The sequence below is a fragment of the Niabella pedocola genome (assembly GCF_021044425.1).
Lineage (GTDB): Bacteria > Bacteroidota > Bacteroidia > Chitinophagales > Chitinophagaceae > Niabella > Niabella pedocola.
The window spans coordinates 1-21,683 of sequence record NZ_JAJNEC010000006.1 but is presented as its reverse complement, the minus strand read 5'-3'; the positions used below and the strand labels follow the sequence as shown (position 1 = coordinate 21,683).

20 protein-coding genes are annotated in these 21,683 nt (G+C 46.8%); 9 read left to right on the top strand and 11 right to left on the bottom strand.

Going from position 1 to position 21,683, the window contains the following annotated elements; all coding sequences use genetic code 11:
• The first annotated feature begins 35 nt into the window (after positions 1 to 35).
• The 4 genes from LQ567_RS19540 (at position 36) to LQ567_RS19525 (ending at position 1,990) form a co-directional block, all read left to right on the top strand.
• The gene (locus LQ567_RS19540) at positions 36 to 611 is read left to right on the top strand and encodes an RNA polymerase sigma factor (RefSeq protein ID WP_231007366.1); all 576 of its coding nucleotides are present in this window, start codon (positions 36 to 38) and stop codon (positions 609 to 611) included.
• A gap of 89 nt (positions 612 to 700) precedes the next feature.
• Positions 701 to 1,033 carry a hypothetical protein gene (locus tag LQ567_RS19535; protein WP_231007364.1) on the top strand — a complete coding sequence of 111 codons (333 nt, stop codon included), beginning with the start codon at positions 701 to 703 and terminating at the stop codon, positions 1,031 to 1,033.
• A gap of 4 nt (positions 1,034 to 1,037) precedes the next feature.
• On the top strand, positions 1,038 to 1,523 hold the full coding sequence (locus LQ567_RS19530; protein WP_231007362.1) for a hypothetical protein: 486 nt from the start codon (positions 1,038 to 1,040) through the stop codon (positions 1,521 to 1,523).
• A gap of 83 nt (positions 1,524 to 1,606) precedes the next feature.
• The gene (locus LQ567_RS19525) at positions 1,607 to 1,990 is read left to right on the top strand and encodes a hypothetical protein (protein ID WP_231007360.1); all 384 of its coding nucleotides are present in this window, start codon (positions 1,607 to 1,609) and stop codon (positions 1,988 to 1,990) included.
• Between the two features lie 13 nt (positions 1,991 to 2,003).
• On the opposite strand, the gene LQ567_RS19520 is transcribed toward LQ567_RS19525, so the two are convergent.
• From LQ567_RS19520 to LQ567_RS19500, 5 genes are all read right to left on the bottom strand, one after another.
• Positions 2,004 to 3,158 carry a hypothetical protein gene (locus tag LQ567_RS19520; RefSeq protein ID WP_231007358.1) on the bottom strand — a complete coding sequence of 385 codons (1,155 nt, stop codon included), beginning with the start codon at positions 3,156 to 3,158 and terminating at the stop codon, positions 2,004 to 2,006.
• 219 nt (positions 3,159 to 3,377) lie between these two features.
• The gene (locus LQ567_RS19515; RefSeq protein WP_231007357.1) at positions 3,378 to 4,178 is read right to left on the bottom strand and encodes an HAD family hydrolase; all 801 of its coding nucleotides are present in this window, start codon (positions 4,176 to 4,178) and stop codon (positions 3,378 to 3,380) included.
• A 285-nt stretch (positions 4,179 to 4,463) separates the two neighbouring features.
• The gene (locus tag LQ567_RS19510; protein ID WP_231007356.1) at positions 4,464 to 6,503 is read right to left on the bottom strand and encodes a M13 family metallopeptidase; all 2,040 of its coding nucleotides are present in this window, start codon (positions 6,501 to 6,503) and stop codon (positions 4,464 to 4,466) included.
• Between the two features lie 753 nt (positions 6,504 to 7,256).
• The gene (locus LQ567_RS19505) at positions 7,257 to 9,875 is read right to left on the bottom strand and encodes an MGH1-like glycoside hydrolase domain-containing protein (RefSeq protein WP_231007350.1); all 2,619 of its coding nucleotides are present in this window, start codon (positions 9,873 to 9,875) and stop codon (positions 7,257 to 7,259) included.
• Positions 9,876 to 9,965: 90 nt separating this feature from the next.
• On the bottom strand, positions 9,966 to 11,039 hold the full coding sequence (locus tag LQ567_RS19500; protein WP_231007348.1) for an N-acetylmuramoyl-L-alanine amidase: 1,074 nt from the start codon (positions 11,037 to 11,039) through the stop codon (positions 9,966 to 9,968).
• A gap of 161 nt (positions 11,040 to 11,200) precedes the next feature.
• Here LQ567_RS19500 and gndA point away from each other — a divergent pair, with 161 nt between their 5' ends.
• From gndA to pgl, 4 genes are all read left to right on the top strand, one after another.
• The gene (gene gndA / locus LQ567_RS19495; protein WP_231007345.1) at positions 11,201 to 12,619 is read left to right on the top strand and encodes an NADP-dependent phosphogluconate dehydrogenase; all 1,419 of its coding nucleotides are present in this window, start codon (positions 11,201 to 11,203) and stop codon (positions 12,617 to 12,619) included.
• Between the two features lie 383 nt (positions 12,620 to 13,002).
• Positions 13,003 to 13,392 carry a GxxExxY protein gene (locus tag LQ567_RS19490; protein WP_231007344.1) on the top strand — a complete coding sequence of 130 codons (390 nt, stop codon included), beginning with the start codon at positions 13,003 to 13,005 and terminating at the stop codon, positions 13,390 to 13,392.
• Positions 13,393 to 13,689: 297 nt separating this feature from the next.
• Positions 13,690 to 15,228 carry a glucose-6-phosphate dehydrogenase gene (gene zwf, locus LQ567_RS19485; protein ID WP_231007342.1) on the top strand — a complete coding sequence of 513 codons (1,539 nt, stop codon included), beginning with the start codon at positions 13,690 to 13,692 and terminating at the stop codon, positions 15,226 to 15,228.
• Complete coding sequence (pgl, locus tag LQ567_RS19480) at positions 15,225 to 15,947, top strand: 6-phosphogluconolactonase (protein ID WP_231007341.1); 723 nt, start codon at positions 15,225 to 15,227, stop codon at positions 15,945 to 15,947. The genes zwf and pgl overlap by 4 nt, the downstream gene beginning before the upstream one ends.
• 135 nt (positions 15,948 to 16,082) lie before the next feature.
• Here pgl and LQ567_RS19475 read toward each other — a convergent pair whose 3' ends face one another.
• The 3 genes from LQ567_RS19475 to LQ567_RS19465 form a co-directional block, all read right to left on the bottom strand.
• Entirely contained in the window at positions 16,083 to 16,412 is a 330-nt protein-coding gene (locus LQ567_RS19475) for a hypothetical protein (protein WP_231007340.1), read from the bottom strand.
• Complete coding sequence (locus tag LQ567_RS19470; protein ID WP_231007339.1) at positions 16,413 to 16,631, bottom strand: transposase; 219 nt, start codon at positions 16,629 to 16,631, stop codon at positions 16,413 to 16,415.
• A 253-nt stretch (positions 16,632 to 16,884) separates the two neighbouring features.
• Positions 16,885 to 17,235, bottom strand: a complete 351-nt coding sequence (locus tag LQ567_RS19465) for a Rieske (2Fe-2S) protein (RefSeq protein WP_231007338.1) — start codon at positions 17,233 to 17,235, stop codon at positions 16,885 to 16,887.
• A gap of 378 nt (positions 17,236 to 17,613) precedes the next feature.
• Here LQ567_RS19465 and LQ567_RS19460 point away from each other — a divergent pair, with 378 nt between their 5' ends.
• Complete coding sequence (locus LQ567_RS19460; RefSeq protein ID WP_231007337.1) at positions 17,614 to 18,060, top strand: c-type cytochrome; 447 nt, start codon at positions 17,614 to 17,616, stop codon at positions 18,058 to 18,060.
• Positions 18,061 to 18,339: 279 nt separating this feature from the next.
• Here the strand turns inward: LQ567_RS19460 and hflX are convergent, their stop codons facing one another.
• The 3 genes from hflX to tsaE form a co-directional block, all read right to left on the bottom strand.
• Entirely contained in the window at positions 18,340 to 19,527 is a 1,188-nt protein-coding gene (gene hflX / locus LQ567_RS19455; RefSeq protein ID WP_231007336.1) for a GTPase HflX, read from the bottom strand.
• Positions 19,528 to 19,749: 222 nt separating this feature from the next.
• Positions 19,750 to 20,964 carry an alanine dehydrogenase gene (locus tag LQ567_RS19450; protein WP_231007335.1) on the bottom strand — a complete coding sequence of 405 codons (1,215 nt, stop codon included), beginning with the start codon at positions 20,962 to 20,964 and terminating at the stop codon, positions 19,750 to 19,752.
• A 75-nt stretch (positions 20,965 to 21,039) separates the two neighbouring features.
• On the bottom strand, positions 21,040 to 21,465 hold the full coding sequence (gene tsaE, locus LQ567_RS19445) for a tRNA (adenosine(37)-N6)-threonylcarbamoyltransferase complex ATPase subunit type 1 TsaE (protein ID WP_231007334.1): 426 nt from the start codon (positions 21,463 to 21,465) through the stop codon (positions 21,040 to 21,042).
• Between the last annotated feature and the right edge of the window lie 218 nt (positions 21,466 to 21,683).

The following is a 21,683-nucleotide window of genomic DNA, read 5'->3' as shown; positions in this document are numbered from 1 at the left end:
TTTTTTGTAATATCGCCGAATTAACCGGTATTACATTGCTGAACGAAGAAATATTAGTACAGGAATTAAAGCAGGGCAATGAAGCCGCGTTTAAGCAGGTAGTTGACAACTACCAGAATATGGTCTACAATACCTGTTTGGCCATCGTAAAAAGCGAGGAAGACGCAGAAGACATTTCCCAGGATGTATTTGTACAGGTTTTCCAGTCGATCCATTCGTTTAAAGGAGAATCTAAACTATCTACCTGGATCTACCGGATCGCTACCACCAAATCGCTGGACTTTGAACGCAAAAAAAAGCGTAAAAAAAGATTTGGTTTTGTACGCAGCATTTTTGGCGACGATAGCGAGGTAGTGGTAAACCCTCCGGATTTTCAACATCCCGGTATTGTACTGGATAAAAAAGAAAATGCGTCCATTTTGTTCAAAGCCATTGATCAGCTTCCTGAAAATCAGCGTATTGCATTTATATTAAATAAGGTTGAAGGGTTGAGTTACCAGGAAGTAAGCGAGGTATTGGAAACCTCTGTATCTTCCATCGAATCCCTGTTACACCGGGCCAAAAACAATCTCAGAAAGATCCTGGAGAAAGACTATAAGCCCCGGGCGTAAAAGAAAAGCTGAAAAATGACGTCAAATACCATTAATAAGATATATTTAGATATTATAGCAATCATGAAACACTTTAAACCCGTTTTGGAATGAAAGAGCAAGATCATATCGACTCCATCCTCAACAGCCTGGACGGCATTCAACGGGCCGAAGCCCGGCCATTTATGCATACCCGGGTGATGGCCCGTTTAAGGGAGGAATCCAGTTTCTGGACCAGGGCCGGCAGTGTGATAGCAAAGCCGGCGGTTGCCGTTTGCTGTCTTGTAACCATCCTGACCTTAAACATTTATCTGATTGTTGACGGTAATAACAAGCAACAGCAACAGGCAGAAACCGTAACCACCGCAGGAACCGAATCGGATATCCTGCAAAACGAGAATTTTATCCTGGCGTCCAACACCAGCTATGATTTTAACAAATAGAGGAATGAACAATACGGAACGAAACAGAACCCTTATTTTTATCATCGCCTTGCTGCTGATTACCAATCTGGCATTGCTGGCATATACCTTTATCTCCTCGAAGAAGCGCCCTTTTGATAAAGAACGGGAAGGTTTTACCGGTGCGCTGAAAAATGAAGTAGGATTTTCCGATAGCCAGCTAGAACAGTTCAAACAACTAAAAGAAAAGCATTGGACCAGCGCCAAGATCGATATGGAGCAGATCCGCAAAATCAAACAACGATTATTTGATCTTACCAAACAGCCGGTTGTTGCGGATAGTACGATTGCCCGGCTGGCCGATTCGATTGCCATACTGCAAAAGGGGGCTGAAATAAAAGCTTTTTATCATTTTAAAGCTACCCGTGCGATCTGCACTCCTGAACAGCAACCAAAATATGATTCCCTTATGACAAAGATCATCCGGCAGGGAAGAAACGGCCGCCCGGTTCCTCCGGCTCCGAATAAATAAAAAATTAAACCAGCTTGCAACTTTATTATGGGCAAGAAGCCTCTTATACTATATAATGGCATCAAATCACATAATTTTGTAACATGAGAAGCAGATTTATTCTGGTTTTAGGACTGTTTTTAACGCTGAGTACTTCCCTCTTTGCACAGAAGGAAAGTGTTAGCGATAAAGTGAGTTCGGTCTTAACAAAATTTGATGCAGCCATAAAACCAGACAAGACAAAAAGAAGCAGTATAGAAACCATCTTTACCGATTTTTATACGGCACAGGACAAATTGCGCGACAATATCCAGGGTTCGTCAACGCTGGCACAGGGGCTGCAGCAGGATTACCAGAGTGTACGTAAACAAAATGAGGATCTTTTCACAGAACGGGACAACCAGCTGAAAAAAACGCTGACGGCCGACGAATATAAAAAGTGGAAAGAGGAAATTGAACCTGCATTGCGTAAAAGCGGAAAAAAATAAACCGCACCCATCCCTAATTTACTGAAAAAAGATAGAGCTTATCCGTGTGCGGAAGGGTATCATGATCCTGTACCACCGCTACCTTATGCCCGTCATCGGACCACACCACCGAGTGGATCTCCTTTTTTGCCAAGGGTAACTGCAGTTTTGTAAAATCAGCGATCCTTAGGATAAATACCTGCTCATTATTTGTATAAAACAGGAAACGGCCTTCCGGACTCAGCCAGGCCTTGCTAAACTCCATATCCAACGGCTTCTTTGAAAGGACGTTTCCCGATTGATACGTAACTATAAAGCTGGTATCCTCCGCCATCAGATGGTTATCATCCAGGTACACCAGCTGATCACCCGGTAACAGGGCAAACTTTGCATCGAGATTACTGTAATGCCGGATGCCGAAATTGTGCAGGGTATCCTGTCCCCGCATTAACAAATGGGAATACTCGTTGGCGAGCCCGGGTGCAGAGTCCTGCGGACTATACACCGTAAACGCATAGTGACTGCCCGAACCATATACATCCCCCATCAGATCATACAGCCGGTGCCGGATGCGGGCGCCATACAACAGCTCGGTTTTCTTGGTAAGTAAATTATAGCGGTGCAACGAAATACCAGCGGCATAAGGGCCGTTTACAGCGTCTCCCGTTTTATAGATGATGCTTGCAGAATCCGTAAATACGGGGTCCATTAAAAATCCCCGCGTAGTGGTAACTGCATCGATCACTTTTTTTGTCTGAAATTCAAAAATGCGGATCCCGTTCCCTTTCAGCGATTCCGCTACAACCCTTGCGCCGTTGAGCGGTTTTTCCTGGTGGGCATATACTACCCGCCGGCTGTTGGGCGAAAACCGGGGTGCCCAGCCGTAATCCAGCAGCAGCAGGCGACGGCTCTTCAGGTCATAGTGTGCAATAACCGGGTCCAGCAACCGGCTGGTATCCTTTCCATAGCTAACCAGGTTTTCCGTGCCAGCAGGCACTGCAGTTGCAGTTCCGGCCTCTTTACTCCGGAGCCGTTTTACAAATACCAGCTCATCACCCTGTTTATTCATGGAAACACCCTGGAGGATATGTCCCTCCTGGAACCATTCCAGCTGAAGTTGCGCTTTTGGTGGTTGCGCTACAATACCGGTAACAAAAAAAAGTAAGAAGAGCGTTGTAATTCCTTTCATCAATACTGAGTCCGTTTATTTGCAATCGCATTAAAAATACATCTACTATAAGACGCAGACCAGGCGCATTTGTTGTGCCGGGTGATTTTTTTTAATGTTTTATTAGCAAATAGGACCTCCCGGGAAACGGGTATCACTCAGTTTTCGCGGTATGCACAGCAATGATTTTCCGCCCGCCGGCCCTGGGAGCTATGCCCGGCGCGCCAAGTGTACTAACGTTTATTGCTGCGGTTCCAATACCAGGCTATCGCAAATAGCGCGCACCACGCCTTCTTCGTTATTATTAAAACTGGTCATAAAATTAGCAGCGGCAATAATTCCGGGATGCGCATTTTTCATGGCATAACTGTATTTGGCCACCTGCATCATTTCCAGATCGTTCAGATAGTCGCCAAAAACCATGGTTTCATCGTAACCCACACCCAGCGCCTGTTGCACCAGCTTAACGCCCACCCCTTTATTGGCATTAAAGGCGGTAAAATCCAGCCAGCGCTCGCCCGCTACGGCTACTTTATACGCCGTTTCATAGTGTTTAAAATGCGGATAGCTGTTGGTTTCTGCATCAACCAGGTCGCATAAGGATACTTTCAGGATCGGTTCGGTAACCTTTGTAAGATCCGCTACCAGTTCATAATGCTGGTAATATTGCAGCGCCTGTTTCAGCAGGGATTCTTCCTTATTTTCCATATAGGCCTTGTCCTTACCGCAAAGCACGGGGTAAACCTGGTTTAAGGTACGGGCCTTTTCAACAAATGCCGTTACCGCTTCCGGATCCAGCATTTCTACCAGCAATTCTTCACCCTGGTAGGTAACATAACTGCCATTGTCCGACAAAAAATAAGTATGGTCTTTTATGGGCTCAAAAAGCGCCAGCAGATTGTGATGTGGCCGCCCGCTTGCAATGCCCAGCACAATATTTTGCTGTACCAGTTGTTTTTCAAATTCCCAAAATCCTGCGGGAAGTTCCTTTTTATCATTTAATAAAGACCCATCCAGGTCTGTAACAATAAGTTTGATCATAAAGTGCCGCAAAGGTAATGTCCCTGCAGGGAATGTGAAAATTTGAAAATATGTAAATGGTGGCTCGTTCCGGCTCCTTCATCTCACTCCTGTAAAAGATGTATGAGATCCGGGAGGTGGGCATCTCCAAGCAGAACAGAATTCAACCCGAAACGTTAAACCTTAAACCTGGAACCGCTCCCCTTCGGGAATATAAGCAGAGATACCGCTGCTCAGCCAACTGCATCCCTACCCTGCTTCCCTCTTTTTTTTGCCATTTCATATTCCTCCCAGAGAGGGAGGCGGTTACCACATCCGGATCCGGTCCCCGGGCTTTTTGTACAGTTTATCGCCTTCCTGTACATCAAACGCTTTATACCAGGCATCCATATTCACCAGCGGACCGATGGTCCGGTAAGGTCCGGGAGAATGCGGGTCGGTTAAAATAAACTGGGCCGCGGTCTCCGGAAGAATATTTCCTCTCCACACCTGTGCCCAGGCAAGGAAAAAGCGCTGGTCGGGCGTAAAGCCATCGATCTTTTTGCCAGACTGGCCTTGTTTGGTCATTTTGAAGGCTTCATAGGCCACGTTCATCCCGCCCAGGTCTCCGATATTTTCACCCAATGTAAGCTTTCCATTCACATGGATGGTATCCAGCACGGTATAGCCGTCAAACTGCCTTGCAAGCGCATCTGCCTTGGCATCAAATTTTTTCCGGTCTTCCTCCGTCCACCAGTTCCGGAGTGTACCGTCTGCATCATATTTGCTTCCGTTATCATCAAAACCGTGCGACATCTCATGACCGATCACAGCCCCGATACCGCCATAATTCACGGCATCATCCGCATTCGGATCAAAGAACGGGAACTGTAAAATACCTGCCGGGAAAACGATCTCGTTCAGCGTAGCGTTGTAGTAGGCATTTACGGTGGGCGGCGTCATTCCCCACCGCTCACGGTCTACCGGTTTACCCAGGCGGCTGATCATAAAATGATAGCCCCAGTTGTTTACATTCCGGATATTTTGAAAAAAATGATTGCGGTCGATGACCAGGCCATCATAGGTTTCCCATTTATCAGGATACCCGATCTTGGGCCGGAAGGCCGCCAGCTTTGCCAACGCTTTTTCTTTTGTAGCCGCGCCCATCCAGTCCAACCCTTTGATGCGGATCTCAAATGCCTTCCGAAGATTGGCCACCAGCTCCTCCATCCTCGCTTTTGCCGCCGGTTTAAAATACTCTTTTACATACAACTGTCCCAGCAATTCGCCGATGTTCCCATCGGTTAAGGAAGACATACGCTGCCAGCGGGGCGTTTGAATTTTTTGTCCGGTTAATGCCTGTGTAAACGCAAAATTGGCATTTACGAACGGCATACTTAAATAAGGCGCCGCTCCTTTGAGCAGGTTCCATTTAAGGTATATTTTCCAGTCGTTCAACGGGGTGGTCTTCAGCAATTCCGCCACTGACGTAAAAAATGCCGGGTTATTAACCAGGATACTGTCCTGCCCCTTTATCTCCAGTTCAGACAGGATCTCTTTCCAGTTCATTCCCGGGGTGGTCTTTGACAGGTCATCCAGGAAAAACTTGTTATACGTTTTGTAGGCATCACGCATTTCAACCCGGCTTAATTGTGCTGTGGCCAGTTGTTTTTCGATATTAAAAATAGTGGCCGCATTTGCCCGGGCTGCTTCAGCAGGTGTACCCACCAGTTCAAAAAGCGTTGTAATATATTTTGCATACGCGTCGCGGATCTGTACCGACCGCTGATCATCTTTTAAATAATTATCCCGGTCGGGAAGCGAGGTACCCCCCTGGCTAAGTTGCGGGATCATTACCTCCACATTTTTACGGTCTTGCCCCACAAAAAAACCATACAGCGGAGCAGCAACGCCGGTGGCGCGGAGCTTGTTTATTTTCTGAAGTAGTTCCGGCAGTGTTTGTATGGCATCCACAGCAGCCAGATCACCTTTTAAAGGCATATAGCCTTGTTTTTCGATGGCCAGGCTATCCATACCCGCAGCATAAAAATCGCCCACCCGTTTTTCCACCGAACCGGCCGGCGCATTGGTATTGGCCCGTGCCTTTTCCAGGATCGATTTTACGGCGTTGATATTAAAATCGCGCAGCATATTGAAGCTTCCCCAACGGGTTTCCTTAGCCGGCACAGGATTGTTTTTTACCCAGGTGCCGCTGGCATATTCGTAAAAATCGTTACCGGGTTTTACGGACCGGTCCATATTGGCCGGATCAATAAACTTTTGCTGTTTTTGTGCCTGTACCGGAAAGGCGCCCAGTAAAAGTGCTGCTCCGGCGCCCCATATACCCGCTTTTAAAAATATTTTCATTTTATGTAATCAATTAGGGCATGAAAATAAATATATTTTAATTCACAACGCATTACCTATTCAAAATTTTCAAATAAGCGCCACCCGACGTGATAAAGGAAATCCCCCTCCCCATCAGCAATGTGCATTTTTATGGGCATAACGGGTTCAAAACTCCGTTTTTAGGTGGATAACCCCGTTTTTTTTGTGCATTGAATTGTTCACAACAACTGCAAAACAACCGGCCCCAAAATTTGGAATCGGGCATTTGCGGATCGTATCTTCAAATTGCAATTGACGAAGCGATTAATTTTATTAGACGATTTTGTCAAACGCGCAACGACAGTTTTTTGAAATCGGGTATGTTTAATGTCGCTTTTTGTCTAACAGCAATGGCGGATGAAACCGGGGTTAAGCAGCCAGTAAACAGGAAACGTCTTCGCTTAATAAAGCAAGGACGGGGCACTTACTCAAAGGCCAAACAGCCGAAATACCGCAAGGTGTTGGAGCGTTGGGCGTGAGGGAAGCGCAAACACCCGCCCGGAATTTTAAGCAAAACAGCGGAAGCCTTGCCGGTTGCCGGAAATCAGTCGTTTTAGCTGTGTGGTCTGTAAAAGGAATGCACAACTGTAACAAAGTTTCTCTGACAGCAACAATGCAGAAGCTATTAAAAAAGCATCGGGTTAGTAAGTGATGAGCCGGGAAACCGGTTTTGAACAGAAGCACGATGCTTTTTTTATGTACACCTGTCAGATTTCTTGAAACCTAACAGGTTTATTCCTTATCCGCCAGTTCGCTGATCAGTTCCGCCACCAATGCCGACCAGCCGGTTTGGTGACTGGCACCCAGCCCACGGCCTGAATCCCCGTTAAAATACTCGTAAAACAGGATGAGATCCTGGTTTTCCGGCAGGTTGAAGAACCAGTTGTATTCTCCATAAATCGGCCGGCCGCCATTTGTATCTTTTTGAAACAGGCTGATCACCCGCTTGGATAGCTCCGTTGAGATATTGAACAGGTTCATCATATTGCCCGATCCTGTTGGATATTCCATCAGGAACGAATCATGGTAAAATTTGCCCAGTCTCCGGATCGACTGAATGATGATAAAGTTAATGGGGATCCATACCGGTCCGCGCCAGTTGGAATTACCGCCAAACATATCAGAGGTAGAGTCGCCCGGGTCATACCGGATGGAATGCACTTCCCCGTTAATGGTCACAGAATAGGGATGCAATTCATGATATTTCGACAAGGCCCGGATGCCACCATCGGATAAGAACTCGCTTTCATCCAGCAGGCGCGTCAGCAAGGCCTTCAGCCGGTCGCGTTGTACCAGCGACATCAGCATTTCTTCGCCATCTCCTTTTTCTTCGTTGGGCCAGAACAGGTCGTTCTTCAGCCGGTAGTTTTTATACCAGTTAAACCGCTTCTTAAAATCGGGCAGTTTATCAAAAATATCCTTGCTCATAATGTTCACTGCATACAGCGAGGTCAATCCTACAATGGACCGGATCTTAAGCGGCTGGGGCGGCGCATCCCGTATACACAGTACATCATAAAAGAACTGGTCTTCCTCATTCCATAATACATGATCATTCAATGCCTCTGCGATCAATACAAAGTGTTCAAAGAATTTGGTCACCATGTCTTCAAAAGAAGGATCCACCACAGCGATCTCTAAAGCAATATCCATCATATTCAGGGCATAGATCCCCATCCAGCTGGTACCGTCTGCCTGCTCCAGCTGCATTTCGCCTTTATCATGATAGCTGCGGTTAAATACCCCGATATTATCCAGCCCCAGGAAGCCTCCTTCGAAGATATTATCCCCCTTCAGGTCTTTCCGGTTGATCCACCAGGTAAAATTGATCGTGAGCTTATTGAATACTTTTTTCAGGAAATCGATATCCCCCTTTCCTTTTGTCTTCTTTTCAATTTCATAGATCTCCATCGCCGCCCAGGCCTGCACCGGCGGGTTTACATCACTGAAATTCCATTCATAGGAAGGCAGCTGACCATCCGGTTTCATAAACCATTCCCGCATCAGCAACAGCAGCTGGTTCTTTGCAAATACCGGGTCTACCACTGCCATAGAAATGCACTGGAACGACTGATCCCAGGCGGCATACCAGGGATACTCCCATTTATCCGGCATGGAAATAATATCCTGGTTCTTCAGGTGCGTCCATTCGCTGTTACGCCCTGTAAGCCGGGATGGCACAATGGGTGTAATGCCATCAGACACACTTAGCCAGCGCTCCACATCGTAATGATAATACTGCTTACTCCACAACAGCCCTGCCAGTGCCTGGCGCTGTATCCGTGCTACATTGGGGTTAATGCCTTTGGGCAATATGGCTTCATAAAAGGCATCGGCCTCTTTTCTGCGCTTATCAAACAATTGCAGGAACTGATCGCCAAACGGGTTCTCCGTGGGTTGATTGGTGAGCCGGCAATAGATAGAAATGGTTTCACCAGCCTTGACCGTGCGCTCAAATACCGGTGCAAAGCGTGTTCCATGCTTCCGGTTACGCAAGAGGTCGGTATTCTTTCCCTCAATGATGGCATCATGAAATGCATCTTTTACAAAAATGCTGTTGTTCGGTCGCCCGAAGAGCTTTTCAAAATTGGTTTCATTGTCGGTAAACAATGCATCATCGGCTCCCTGGAAATAAAAATAATAATCCCCGATGCGGTTGTGCTTCGCCAGCACGGTATGATCGTTTACCCAGGCAATATCCGGAACGGCTGTATTGGATCCGTGCGCCCACCGGTTATAAAACCAGAGCAGCGGCAACACGGTAATGGGCGCCGCTTCGCTGTAAAGATTGGTGATATTGATGCGTATCGCCATATCGGTACTGCTTTCCTTTGCATAGGTAACATGTACGTCGAAATATTTGCGGTTGTTGAAGATACCGGTATCCAGGATCTCGTACTCCGTTTGATTTTTATCCCGCATCCGGTTCTGCTCCCGGAGCTGCTCGTACGGAAAGGCTTCCTGCGGATACTTGTACAGGTATTCCATGTAATAATGGGTAGGCAGGTTATCTAGGTAGAAATACAATTCTTTTACATCTTCTCCATGATTGCCTTCATGGTTTCCCAAACCAAACAGGCGCTCCTTTAACATGTTATCCTGTCCGTTCCAAAGGGCTACCGCAAAACAGAGGTTTTGAAAATAATCCGAAATGCCGGCCAGGCCGTCTTCGCCCCATAAATAAGCACGGCTGTTTGCATGATCGAATGGAAAATAATTCCAGGTATCGCCATTCTGACTATAATCTTCCCGTACCGTGCCCCACTGGCGTTCGCTTATATAGGGTCCCCATTGCTCCAGCGGGATCTGTTTCTTTGCATTTTCCGTAAGACGTTTATGTTCTTTTGTCATCAACTTTTACTTTAACTAAAAACCTCCATACTGTTTAGATATGGAGGCTACAAAAATATCTTTTTTAAAATTAAGGGGATTTCCGGTGAATCAGTACTTCCGGTACACGTTGTACAAAACTTTTTTATCGTAATCTGTTAACATGGGTGAGCTGTCGTTCTGTATAAAGTGCAGCTTAAACGACTGAATCGCGGAAGCCGGAGTAGTAATATCGTACCCGATCACCCGCAGAGCCAGCAGCGCATTGAAATCCGCAGGTGGTTCTGCCAGGTTGGTAGAATCGTACCAATAGCCAAAGCCTGCATCGGCCAGCCGTTTCCAGGGAAAATATTTACTGGGGTCATTTTTGCGTACCGGCGCAATATCCGAGTGCCCGATAAAATTGGACTGAGGAATGCCGAATTTGTCCCTCAGGTAACCCAGCAGTTTGATGAGGGAGCTGATCTGTGCATCTGAAAACGGCTCTGTTCCGTTATTGTCTATTTCAATGCCGATACTGCAGGAGTTCATATCGGTAATGGATCCCCATTTGCTTCTTCCGGCATGCCAGGCGCGCATGTACTCATTCAGCATCTGGTAAGTAATCCCATCCCGGCCTACCACAAAATGGGCACTTACACTGGTACGGGAAATGGAAAAGGTGAACAAGGTTTGCTCGGCACTGGTTTGTGCGGTATGATGCAGGATCACATAATTGGGTTTCCGGGCATCAAAGTTTACCGTCGTATACCATTGCGAATTTACCGCCGGGTTTTTTGGATTGGGCACTACGGCCATTTCCTTAAACAGGTTTTCCGTTATTTTATAATAACTGGGTTTTGCGGCAACGCGCTGGATGCTATCCGTAATATTTCTGTAAAAAGCCGGGGAGCGGTAGCCAGCCGATGTGTTGGCCGCAGTATTATCCGTTTCCGGTTCTTCCCTGCGCTCTACTTTGGTATTAACCACCGGCCGTTCTTCCGGGGGCTTCCTTGTAGTGATCTGCTCGGGCTTGGTAAAAGTGGTCTGATTGGGGTTGCGGTTGTTATCCGGATTAGCAGGTTTCTGATTAGCGGGCGGCGATGTCCGGGACAACACATTCCTTCGGGCAGGTTGCGAAGTGCCACAGGCATACAGCACCACCATCAACAATGCCATTCTAAATAATGCTTTGCTGCTCAACATTTCTGATCGTTTCGTTCAATGAATCTAAATAATAAAGCCGTTTCCTTGCGTGAAAGTAACGAAAATCATCGTAAAACGACCGATCGTTGTTAAAATAGTGCATTCGAACAAATTATTTTATGATTTTGTTAATGCAGTATTACCTTTAGAAAAAAAAGTTTATGGCTGCAAGATTTGGTATGGTTGGATTGGGAACAATGGGTCGGAACCTGGTATTAAACATTGCGGATCATGGGTTTGAAGTTTGCGGTTACGACCGTGATGAAAACCAGCGGAAGATCACCGAAGAAGCAGGAAAAGGCAAACCGGTTTCCACGGCAGCTTCATCTGCCGAGCTGGTTGCAAAGCTGGAAACACCCCGTATCATTATGTTACTGGTGCCGGCCGGGAAGATCGTAGATGCCGTGATCGGCGAACTGGTGCCGCAATTGCAGAAAGGCGATATCCTGATCGATGGCGGTAACTCGCATTTTATAGACACCGAACGAAGATACCAGGAGCTGCAAAACTCCGGGATCCATTTCATAGGGATGGGCGTTTCCGGTGGCGAAGACGGAGCCCGTTTTGGTCCCAGTATGATGCCGGGTGGCAACAAAGAAAGCTATGAACTGGTAAAAGATATACTGGAAGCCATTGCCGCCAAAGCGGAGGGCGAGCCTTGTGTAGCTTATATGGGACATACCGCTGCCGGGCATTATGTAAAGATGGTGCACAATGGCATTGAATATGCCGTTATGCAAATGATCAGCGAAGTATACGGGTTGCTGAAGAATGAAGGCATGACGAATGCGCAGTTTGCCGACCTGTTTGAGGAATGGAACCGGGGAGAGCTGCAATCCTTCCTGATCGAGATCACCGCGGTGATCTTCCGGGAAAAAGATCCTGAAACCGGCAAAGACCTCATCGACCTGATCCTGGATAAAGCCAAACAAAAAGGAACGGGCTTGTGGACCTCCGAAAGTTCACTGGAACTCAATGTACCCCTGCCCACCATTGATATTGCCGTTTCCATGCGCTACCTGTCGGCACTAAAAGATGAACGCACGGCTTTTTCAAAGCTCTACGATCACCAGAACCAAAAAACCGGCACCAACCTGGAGGCCCTTAAAAACATTTGCCGCGATGCACTGCATTTTTCGTTTATGCTGGCGTATGCACAGGGACTGGAACTGCTACAGGTAGCATCTGCCAATTACAATTACGAGATCGATATCAAGACCGTGGTAAAAGTTTGGAGAGGCGGCTGTATCATCCGCTCGGTGTTGCTGAAGGATCTGTTCAACGCCTATGAAAAAGAGCCGGACCTAACCAATATCATCGGATCTACCCAGTTTTCCGGTGTATTGAAAGAAAAGCGTAAGGCGATCGTGCAGTTCCTCAAAACCGCCATGGACGCGGGCGTGGCGGCTTCGTCTATTTCTTCGATACTGAACTATTTTGATGCCTATACCACAGAGCGCCTGCCCGCCAACCTGATACAGGCGCAGCGGGATCTGTTTGGGGCGCATACCTATGAACGCATTGACAAACCAGGAAGTTTCCATACGGACTGGCCGTATACACCGGCAGAAGCAAAGTAGTGTTGTTGCCACGGAGGCACTAAGGCGCTAAGAAACACGAAGATTTCTATGGTCTGATAACTCCTTTGTGCATCTTTGTGACTTGGAGTCCTAGTGGCTCTTTTAGCGGTTACGCCACGAAGGCACTAAGGCCCCAAGAAACACGAAGATTTTTAAACCCTTATACCCTCTTTGTGCATCTTCGTGTCTTCGAGTCTTTGTGGTTCTTTCAGCAGTTACGCCACGAAGGCACTAAAGCACGAAGAATCACGAAGATTTCTAGGGTCTAATAACCCCTTTGTGCACCTTTGTGACTTGGAGTCCTAGTGGCACCGGTACTCTCCTTTGTAGCACCGGCTTCTTTTCTTAACTTTAGCCTATTAACAAACCTAAAAAACACCAAAATGAACAGCAGTTTTAATGCCTACCGGGAAACCCTGGCCAAGCAGGTAGTGGATGCCGCTTATACCATTCATTATAAACTGGGACCTGGTTTATTGGAATCCGTTTATCAAACCTGTTTTTGTTATGAGCTTTCCAAAAGAGACATACAATTCCTCCAGCAAAAGAAAGTCTCCATAACGTATGATGATATTGAATTCCCCGAAGGACTACGATTAGATATCCTGGTCGACGATTTGATCATCATAGAACTAAAAGCACAGGAAAATTATCATCCGGTTTGGGAAGCGCAGTTATTGAGCTATCTTAAGCTTTCCGGTAAGCATTTGGGATTTATTATTAATTTTTCTGTCCCCCTGATCAAAAACGGGATTAAGAGAATGGTGCTTTAATGGGCTGAACCACGAAGGCACTAAGGCAGTAAGAAACACGAAGGTTTTTAAAGCTGTACTACTACTTTGTGCATCTTCGTGTCTTCGAATCTTTGTGGTTCCATAGCGGTTACGCCACGAAGGCCTTAAGGCGCTAAGAAACACGAAGATTTCTATGGTCTGATAACCCCTTTGTGCATCTTCGGGTCTTAGAGTCTTAGTGGCATTTCTTAGTGTCACTATTGCATCTTTTAAACATTCCTTTACGTAACTTAGTGCCTTCGCGTCTTTGTGACGTTAAAACATTAAACCGTTTATATGAGCTTTAAACAAACACCCGCCAATATTGTGATTTTCGGCGGCTTTGGAGACCTTTCCTGGAGAAAACTGATCCCTGCATTTTACAATCTTTTTATCTATGGCTATATGCCGGAAGACTTTGCCATCTATGCCGTGCATTACCAGGGCATGCCCGAAGATTCTTTCGAAAAGCATATGCTGGAGGGCGTAAATAATTTCTCCAGAAGCGGGAAGGCCAAACCGGAACAGTGGAATCAATTCATTAAAAAGCTTTATTTCTTCCAGGGCGATTTTACACTGGATGATACCTATACCCGGTTGAAGACTATTTTGAATAAGAATGATAAAGACTGGAAGAAACGGGCCACCCGCCTGTTCTATTATTCCGTAGCACCTACGTTTATTGATCCCATCTCCAAATCCATTTCCAAATACAAGCTGGCCCCGCAACCCAACAAGGACCGCATTGTGGTGGAAAAACCCTTTGGTACAGACCTTGCATCCGCCAGGGCGCTGAACAAACTGCTCAAAGACAATTTTGAAGAAAATCAGATCTACCGCATCGACCATTACCTGGGCAAGGAAGTGGTGCAAAACCTGCTGGCCTTCCGTTTTGCCAATTATATTTTTGAACCGCTGTGGAACCGGAACTTTATCGAAAACATACAGATCAGCGTAACCGAGCAGGTAAGCGTGGGTACGCGCGGCAGCTATTACGATAAAAGTGGCGCCCTGCGCGATATGATCCAGAACCACCTGATGCAATTGCTTTCCGTAGTGGGTATGGATTGTCCGAAAGGCAATGATGCAGAAGCCATCCGCAATGAAAAAGTAAAAGTACTTAAGAGCGTGCGTCCTTTTACGCCGGCCACCATCGCTTCGGATGTGGTGCGGGCGCAATATACCACTGGTGAAATTGACGGACAACACCAGCAGGGCTATCTCCAGGAAACCAGCATCACCAAAGGATCTGCCACGGAAACTTATGTGGCGGCCAAGCTGTATATCGACAATGATCGCTGGAAAGGCGTTCCCTTTTACCTGCGCACGGGTAAGTGTCTGCAGAAACAATCCTCCCTCATAGTGATCACCTTTAAAGACTCTCCTTTTAAAATATTTAAGGATGATGTAATGCCCAACCAGCTCATCATCAGCATACAGCCGGAACAGGAGATCACGCTGTTATTTGAAGGAAAAGTACCCGGGCCTGTGATGAAACTGAAGCCCGTTGAAATGGACTTCACCTATTATGAATCCTTTACCGAACAACCACCGGAGGCTTATGAAACCTTGTTGCTGGATGCATTGGAAGGTGATGCCACCCAGTTTATGCGGGCAGACCAGGTAGAAACGGCATGGAGCATCGTAATGCCCATTTTGCAGGAATGGGAAAAGAATGGCAAAACCGGGCTGGAAAAATACCCGGCCGGTAGCTGGGGACCAAGGAAAGCCGAACAGCTCATCAAAAAAGATGGCTTTCAGTGGGTGCTGCTGCCTCCTCCAAACGGCAGAGACCGCTATATTTGCAAAGAACGCAGAAAAGAAATCAAATCATGAGCAACCCGATTCAACTTATTTGGAAAGATAAAGAAGCCTTAAGCCTTGCTGCTGCCTATCATTTTGTGAGTGCCGCAGCAAAAAGCATTGCCGCCAATGGCCGTTTTACCGTAGCCTTTTCCGGCGGCAGTACGCCCAAAAGACTGTTTGAAATACTGGCCACGCCGGCCTTTAGCAATAATATCGACTGGAAGAACGTATTCATTTTCTGGAGTGATGAACGTTTTGTGCCCCATACCAGCGATGAAAGTAATTATAAAATGAGCCGGACAGCTTTGCTGGATCATATCCGCATTCCCCGGAAAAATGTTTTTGCCACCCCTACCAAAGGAGAACCCGCAGCCTGCGCTTCGGAATATGAAGCCAGTGTAAAAGCAATCCTTGGTAAAAGCGCCCAATTTGATTTAACCTTACTGGGTATGGGCGATGACGGGCATACCGCCTCGCTGTTTCCCGGAACCACCATCTTAACGGAAACAAAACGGCTGGTTAAGGAAGTGTGGGTAGCAAGCAAGCAAACCTGGCGCATCAGTTTTACTTATACCCTTATCAATAAAAGCAAGGAAGTAATGCTGCTGGTGGGTGATGCCAACAAGTACCCGATCCTGAAAAAGATCTTTGCAAAGAACGCCAAATATCTTTACCCGGTACAAGGCGTAGCTCCTCAAAAAGGACAAACCATCTGGATGCTGGATGAGGCAGCGGTTACAGGGAAATGATCGCTGAGGCTAAATATCTTTTCTAATTTTAGCAACCAATAATGATGCGTGCAAAAAAATGTTTGATTTTGTTATTGTGCCAGGTATGCCCTTTCTTGCGCAGGTCTCCCGACCTGTGCATAAACGTTACTTCACTCACCTATTTACAAGATCCAGCAAGCCTTTTAGATTGGTGTAATAATCGGTAGCGCTACTATATTTCCAATCCTGCGGTTCAAAAACAAAACCTGCTCTTACAGGATTTTGGTGTAGATAGTTTAACCGTTGTCCGTATTTCTGTTCTGAACCCAGGAGTACGGGGCGGTTTTCATGCTGCCAGAGCTGAAAGCGATAGTTGCATTTATTTTCGCTTCCATTCTTTTCAAAAATATCCAGCATCCAGCTTCTGCGACTTTCCCGCTCGTTATTAATAATTGCATCAATGATCTTTATGGCAGTAAAGCTCTTGATATTCTTTAACACCATTCATGCATTTCTGTCCCTGAAAGAACAAATCATATGAAAATGATTGGGCATAAGCACCCAAGCGTAAATCATCAGCCCCTGATGTTGCTGACAAAACCGGAAACTGTTTAAAAGGATATCCCGGTAAATATCTCTTGTAAATACGTCTACCCAATCTACCACAGAGGCCGTTACAAAATAGTACCCGTCTTTATCTGTATATTTATAACGATCGCTCATTCTTTTTCATAAGTTGTATTATAAATATACTAAAATAATCACATATTTAATCGGCGAAAAACAACCAAGTAACAGGTCCGCACAGGTCAGAGACCTGCGCGAGATATGGCTAAATAAGGCAGTGTGTAATTGTTTTGTATGATGCCGGTGCTGTAAAGTGTCAAAATATAAGAAGCTCTAAGGATTTACACCATGCTTCGTCGCCGCTCCTTTGCGCCGCTGCGCGAAATACACCCCATATAACCGGTAGCAACTAAAATCCAAACCAGTTATCCCTTTCAATACCCACATACCAGCCATCCTCCCGTTCTTCCACCGGATAGGTTTTTAAAAAGTAGCCTTCACCAGTGGTGTTGCGGCCTGTTTCCAGATTGAATTTGTAGCGGTGTACCGGGCAAACAATATCTCCCTGTACGTTTACATAGCCCCCGGCCAGCGGCGCAGCCGCATGCGGACATTTGGCGGCACAGGCAAAAAGCTTTTCATGAAACCGCGCAATGCATAAATGCCTGCCGCCGATCTTTATTTCTGCCAGGTTCTCTTCATTAAAATTCAATTCATTCGGATGCAGGGCAAGCAGGTGCCACTCCAGCTTTTTGTTCATTGTTCAGATGATTTCAATATCAAAAATCAGCAATTTTTCCTTTCAGCGAATATTCCGGCGCCTTTACCTCTTGTATTATTTATAATAGCAAAGAATATTGCAACAAAACTGTGTCAAAAAAATTTGTACCACTTTTTCTTGCTAAAAAAAAAACTGCTACAAAACTAAGTGCCTTTCTGCTATCGGTATGTTGCATTCCGGCCTGGCTCATTTTACAACACCGGAATTTACTCCGGGAGACAGCGCTCGCTACGGAATGGTGCGTGCCATAGGCACGCCCCCCGGACCAGACCAGAGGCCCGCATCAGAAAGGGATGCACCAGCAACAACACTATTGCCGATGCATCAGCGTTTATTACTAATTTTAAAATAAAAAGGGTGGCATCAAAAAGCAGCAACATTGTTAACAGACGCAGGCGGAAAAAGCAGACCGTTTTAGCAGGTGTTCTGTTATTTACTATTTTGTGGATGTCCGCCTGCAGCAACGAGCCAAAACAAGTCCCCCCAAAAACCTTTGATTATATAAAACCGATACCGGGCCCAAGCGAACATGTTCCACCCGAAATAGCCAGCAAGGGCCAGGTTTTAGTGGGTTATTCCGATTGCTATAGTTGTCATAAGGAAGATAAGCGATCCGTTGGACCGGCGTTTAAAGACATAGCAAAACGATACCCCGTAAATGAAGCATATAGGGATTACCTCTCAAAAAAAATAATCAGTGGAGGAAGTGGTAGCTGGGGAGCGGCTGTAATGATACCTCACCCGAAACTTTCGCTCGAAAATGCAAAAGCAATGGTCAGCTATATTTTGTCGCTGCGGCAGTAATTAAGCCTAATAGCTTTTATACAAGACTGGGAACAGAGTGGCAAATGCCGGAGGCATGGGTTATAAGGCTAAGTAATAACACTGCACAAGCCGCAGGCTTATGCCAGGGTGGTAATAAAAAACTACTTTCCCCTCGGTGCACGTTTTGTGCAGGTATGGTTATTTCCGGGGACTGTGCGACTAGGGAGACAGAGAGTAAGGTTCTGTTTTCTCTATGGCTACACCTTACTAAACTGCTGGAAGGCCGCATACATTGCAGCACAACACTGAACCTCTTTTTTAAAAAAACATCGTTTTATACGGGTATCGTACCTGGTACAGTTCTTTTACTTTGTTTAAGATGGTGGCGCGCAGTCCTTCCACATTCCGCCGTTCGGTTGCAGCAACAAACACGGCATTGCCTCCAGTTTCATGATTCCAGCGGTCGTACAGGTCCTGCAGGATCTCCTTTTTGGTATCTTCACCCAGCCACTCGTCAAAGGTCTGCTGCTCATACAGATCCATTTTATTAAACACGGTAATCATGGGCTTGTCAAACGCCTTCAGCTCCTGAAGCGTTTTGTTCACCACCGCCATCTGGTCTTCATACTGCGGGTGCGATATATCGATTACATGAATCAGTATATCGGCCTCGCGTACCTCATCCAGCGTACTTTTAAAACTTTCGATGAGGTGGTGGGGCAGCTTGCGGATGAACCCTACAGTATCGCTTAACAGGAAGGGCGTATTTTCAAAAACCACTTTGCTGGTGGTCGTATCCAGGGTTGCAAAAAGTTTATTTTCGGCAAACACATCCCGTTTGCTCAGCAGGTTCATAATGGTGCTCTTGCCCACATTGGTGTAGCCTACCAGCGCCACGCGGATAAACTCCCCGCGGTTCTTTCGCTGGGTGGCCGATTGTTTGTCTATTTCTTTTAATCGGTTCCGCAGTAAGGAGATCTTTTCCCGAACGATACGCCGGTCGGTTTCAATTTCCGTTTCCCCCGGTCCGCGCGTACCAATGCCGCCCCCCAGGCGTTCCAGGTGTTTCCACATCCCGCGCAACCGGGGCAGTATGTATTGGTACTGGGCCAGCTCCACCTGGGCCTTGGCTTCGGCAGTTTTGGCCCTGCGGGCAAAAATATCAAGGATGAGGTCCGACCGGTCGATGGTCTTTACCCCGATGGCTGTTGTAATATTATTGATCTGGGCTCCGGAAAGCTCGTCATCAAAAATGACCAGGTTTACCTGGTGGGCGATGGCATACTGGCGTATTTCCTCCAGTTTTCCTTTTCCTACAAACGTGCGGGTATCCGGGTGCTGCAATTTCTGGATGAACCGTTTCTTTGTTTCCGCACCGGCGGTTTCGGCCAAAAACGCCAGCTCATCCAGGTATTCTACCACCTGTTGCTCCGTTTGGTCCTTGGTTACCACTCCAACGATCACCGCCGTTTCCGTTCCCTGTATGATGTTCTTTTTATCAAGCATGAAGGGGCAAAGTTACAAAGGCTTGGGCAGATGACATAAATTAAAGACTGCGCAAATTAGGCTCACAGAATGTACAGATTCTTTTGGGGTATAATAAATGCGCTCACGGATTGCGCAGATTTTCACAGAAGGCTTTAACGGTCATCCGCTGGTCCCCAGAATCCTTAAAAACAAGCGATCCTATTATTCTGGCGACCATCTGTTTAATCTGTGAGAAAAGAACTACCGCTGGCTGGCAATGAGCAGGTTCAGATCGGTATACCGCAGATCAAACCGCTGACTTAAATAAAAATTGGTGAGGTAGCCTTTAAAGAGATAAATACCGTTCCGCAAATGGAGCTGGTGCCAAACCAGCCGCTCAATACCGCCTTCATCGCCGGCTTCCACCAAAAGGGGCGCCAGCACATTGCTGATGGCCTGAGAAGCGGTACGGGCAAATCCGGAGGGAATATTGGGTACACAATAATGAATGACCCCGTATTTAATAAAGATGGGACTTTCATGGGAAGTTACTTCCGAGGTTTCAAAACAGCCGCCCCGGTCGATGGTAGCATCAATGACCACAGAGCCCTGACGCATACCGCTCACCATTTCCTCCGTAACCACCAGCGGACTACGGCCCGATTCATTGGCCAGCGCTCCCACCGCCACCTCGCAGGTCTTCAGCTGCTTGGCCAGCAGCTTGGGTTCCAGCACGGAGGTCCACAAACGATGCCCGATGGCATTTTCCAGTCGCTTTAAACGGGATATATTACTGTCGAACAACTTTACAGATGCTCCCATGGCCAGCGCCGCCCGGGCGGCGTATTCGCCTACAATACCGGCACCGATAATGACCACCTTTGTAGGTGCAATACCGGTAATCCCTCCCAGCAATACACCCTTTCCATGATTGGCGGACCCCAGGTACTGGGCGGCAATCAGCATTACGGCGCTGCCCGCAATTTCACTCATACTGCGCACAATGGGATAGGAATCGCTGTCGTCCTTGAGGTTTTCAAAGGAAAGCGCGGTTACTTTTTTCTGCATCATGGCATGCAACACTTCCCGGCGCAGCACGGAAAGGTGCAGCGGCGAGATAATGATCTGGTTGTATTGCAGCAACGGCAGATCTTCTTCCACCACCGGGGCACTTTTTACCAGGATGGGCGCTTTAAAAACATCTTCCCTCGAATAAACGATTTTGGCCCCGGCCTCGCTGTATTCCGCATCCCTGAAATGTGCCGCATCCCCGGCATTGTGCTCCACCATCACCGAATGGCCATTGGCAATCAGCACAGCCACCGCATCGGGCGTCAGCGATACCCGGTTTTCCTGAAAAGCAATCTCCTTGGGTATGCCAATGGTCATGCCCCCGCCCTTTACACGTATATCCAATGTTTCCTCCTGCGTTTCATAACTGAAGGAGGTGCTCACGATGGTTTTTATCTTACTCATAAAAGAAGCGGCCGGAGAAAATGACTTTTAGCAAAAGGTTTAAGTTGTATGATATGGTTTGAGCCGTAAAATTACTTATTTTTTTAGTATCTCTATTTCCCGCCGCTCTTCGTCGAGCACGCTTAAGGATACGTAGAGGGTACCCTCCGGGAAAAGCTCGGGCGCTTTTTCCGGCCATTCTACAAAACAATGATGACCGCTATACAGACAATCTTCCACGCCTGCCCGAACGGCCTCCTCCTCATCCTGTAACCGGTACAGGTCTATATGATAAACCGAAGCGGGTTTCCCGTTATCCGTGAACCGGTATTCGTTAATGATGGAAAAAGTAGGACTGCTAACCACATCCTCTACCTGCAGTATCTGGCAGATGGTATAGATCAGCGTGGTTTTTCCTGCGCCCATTTGCCCGTAAAATGCAATGTTTTTTTTATCACCGGCCGCTTGCAGCAACCATTCGGCAACCGGTATGATCTCGTTGAGCGAAAACACTTTTTTCATGCTGCAAAGATAAGACGGCGGTTCGATTTGTACGATGTCATAGGTTCCGGACAGGGCAGATGTGTAAAGATCAGGGATAAACTCGTTTCCTTATCCGTTTGGTTACAATTGCCCAGTAACGCAAGATGGCCCCACAAATGATGCTTTATAGGCCGCAGATTCGCTGATTAAAGAATAAGGCCAAGCCATCTGCGCATCTGCGGCGAAAAACACTTTGC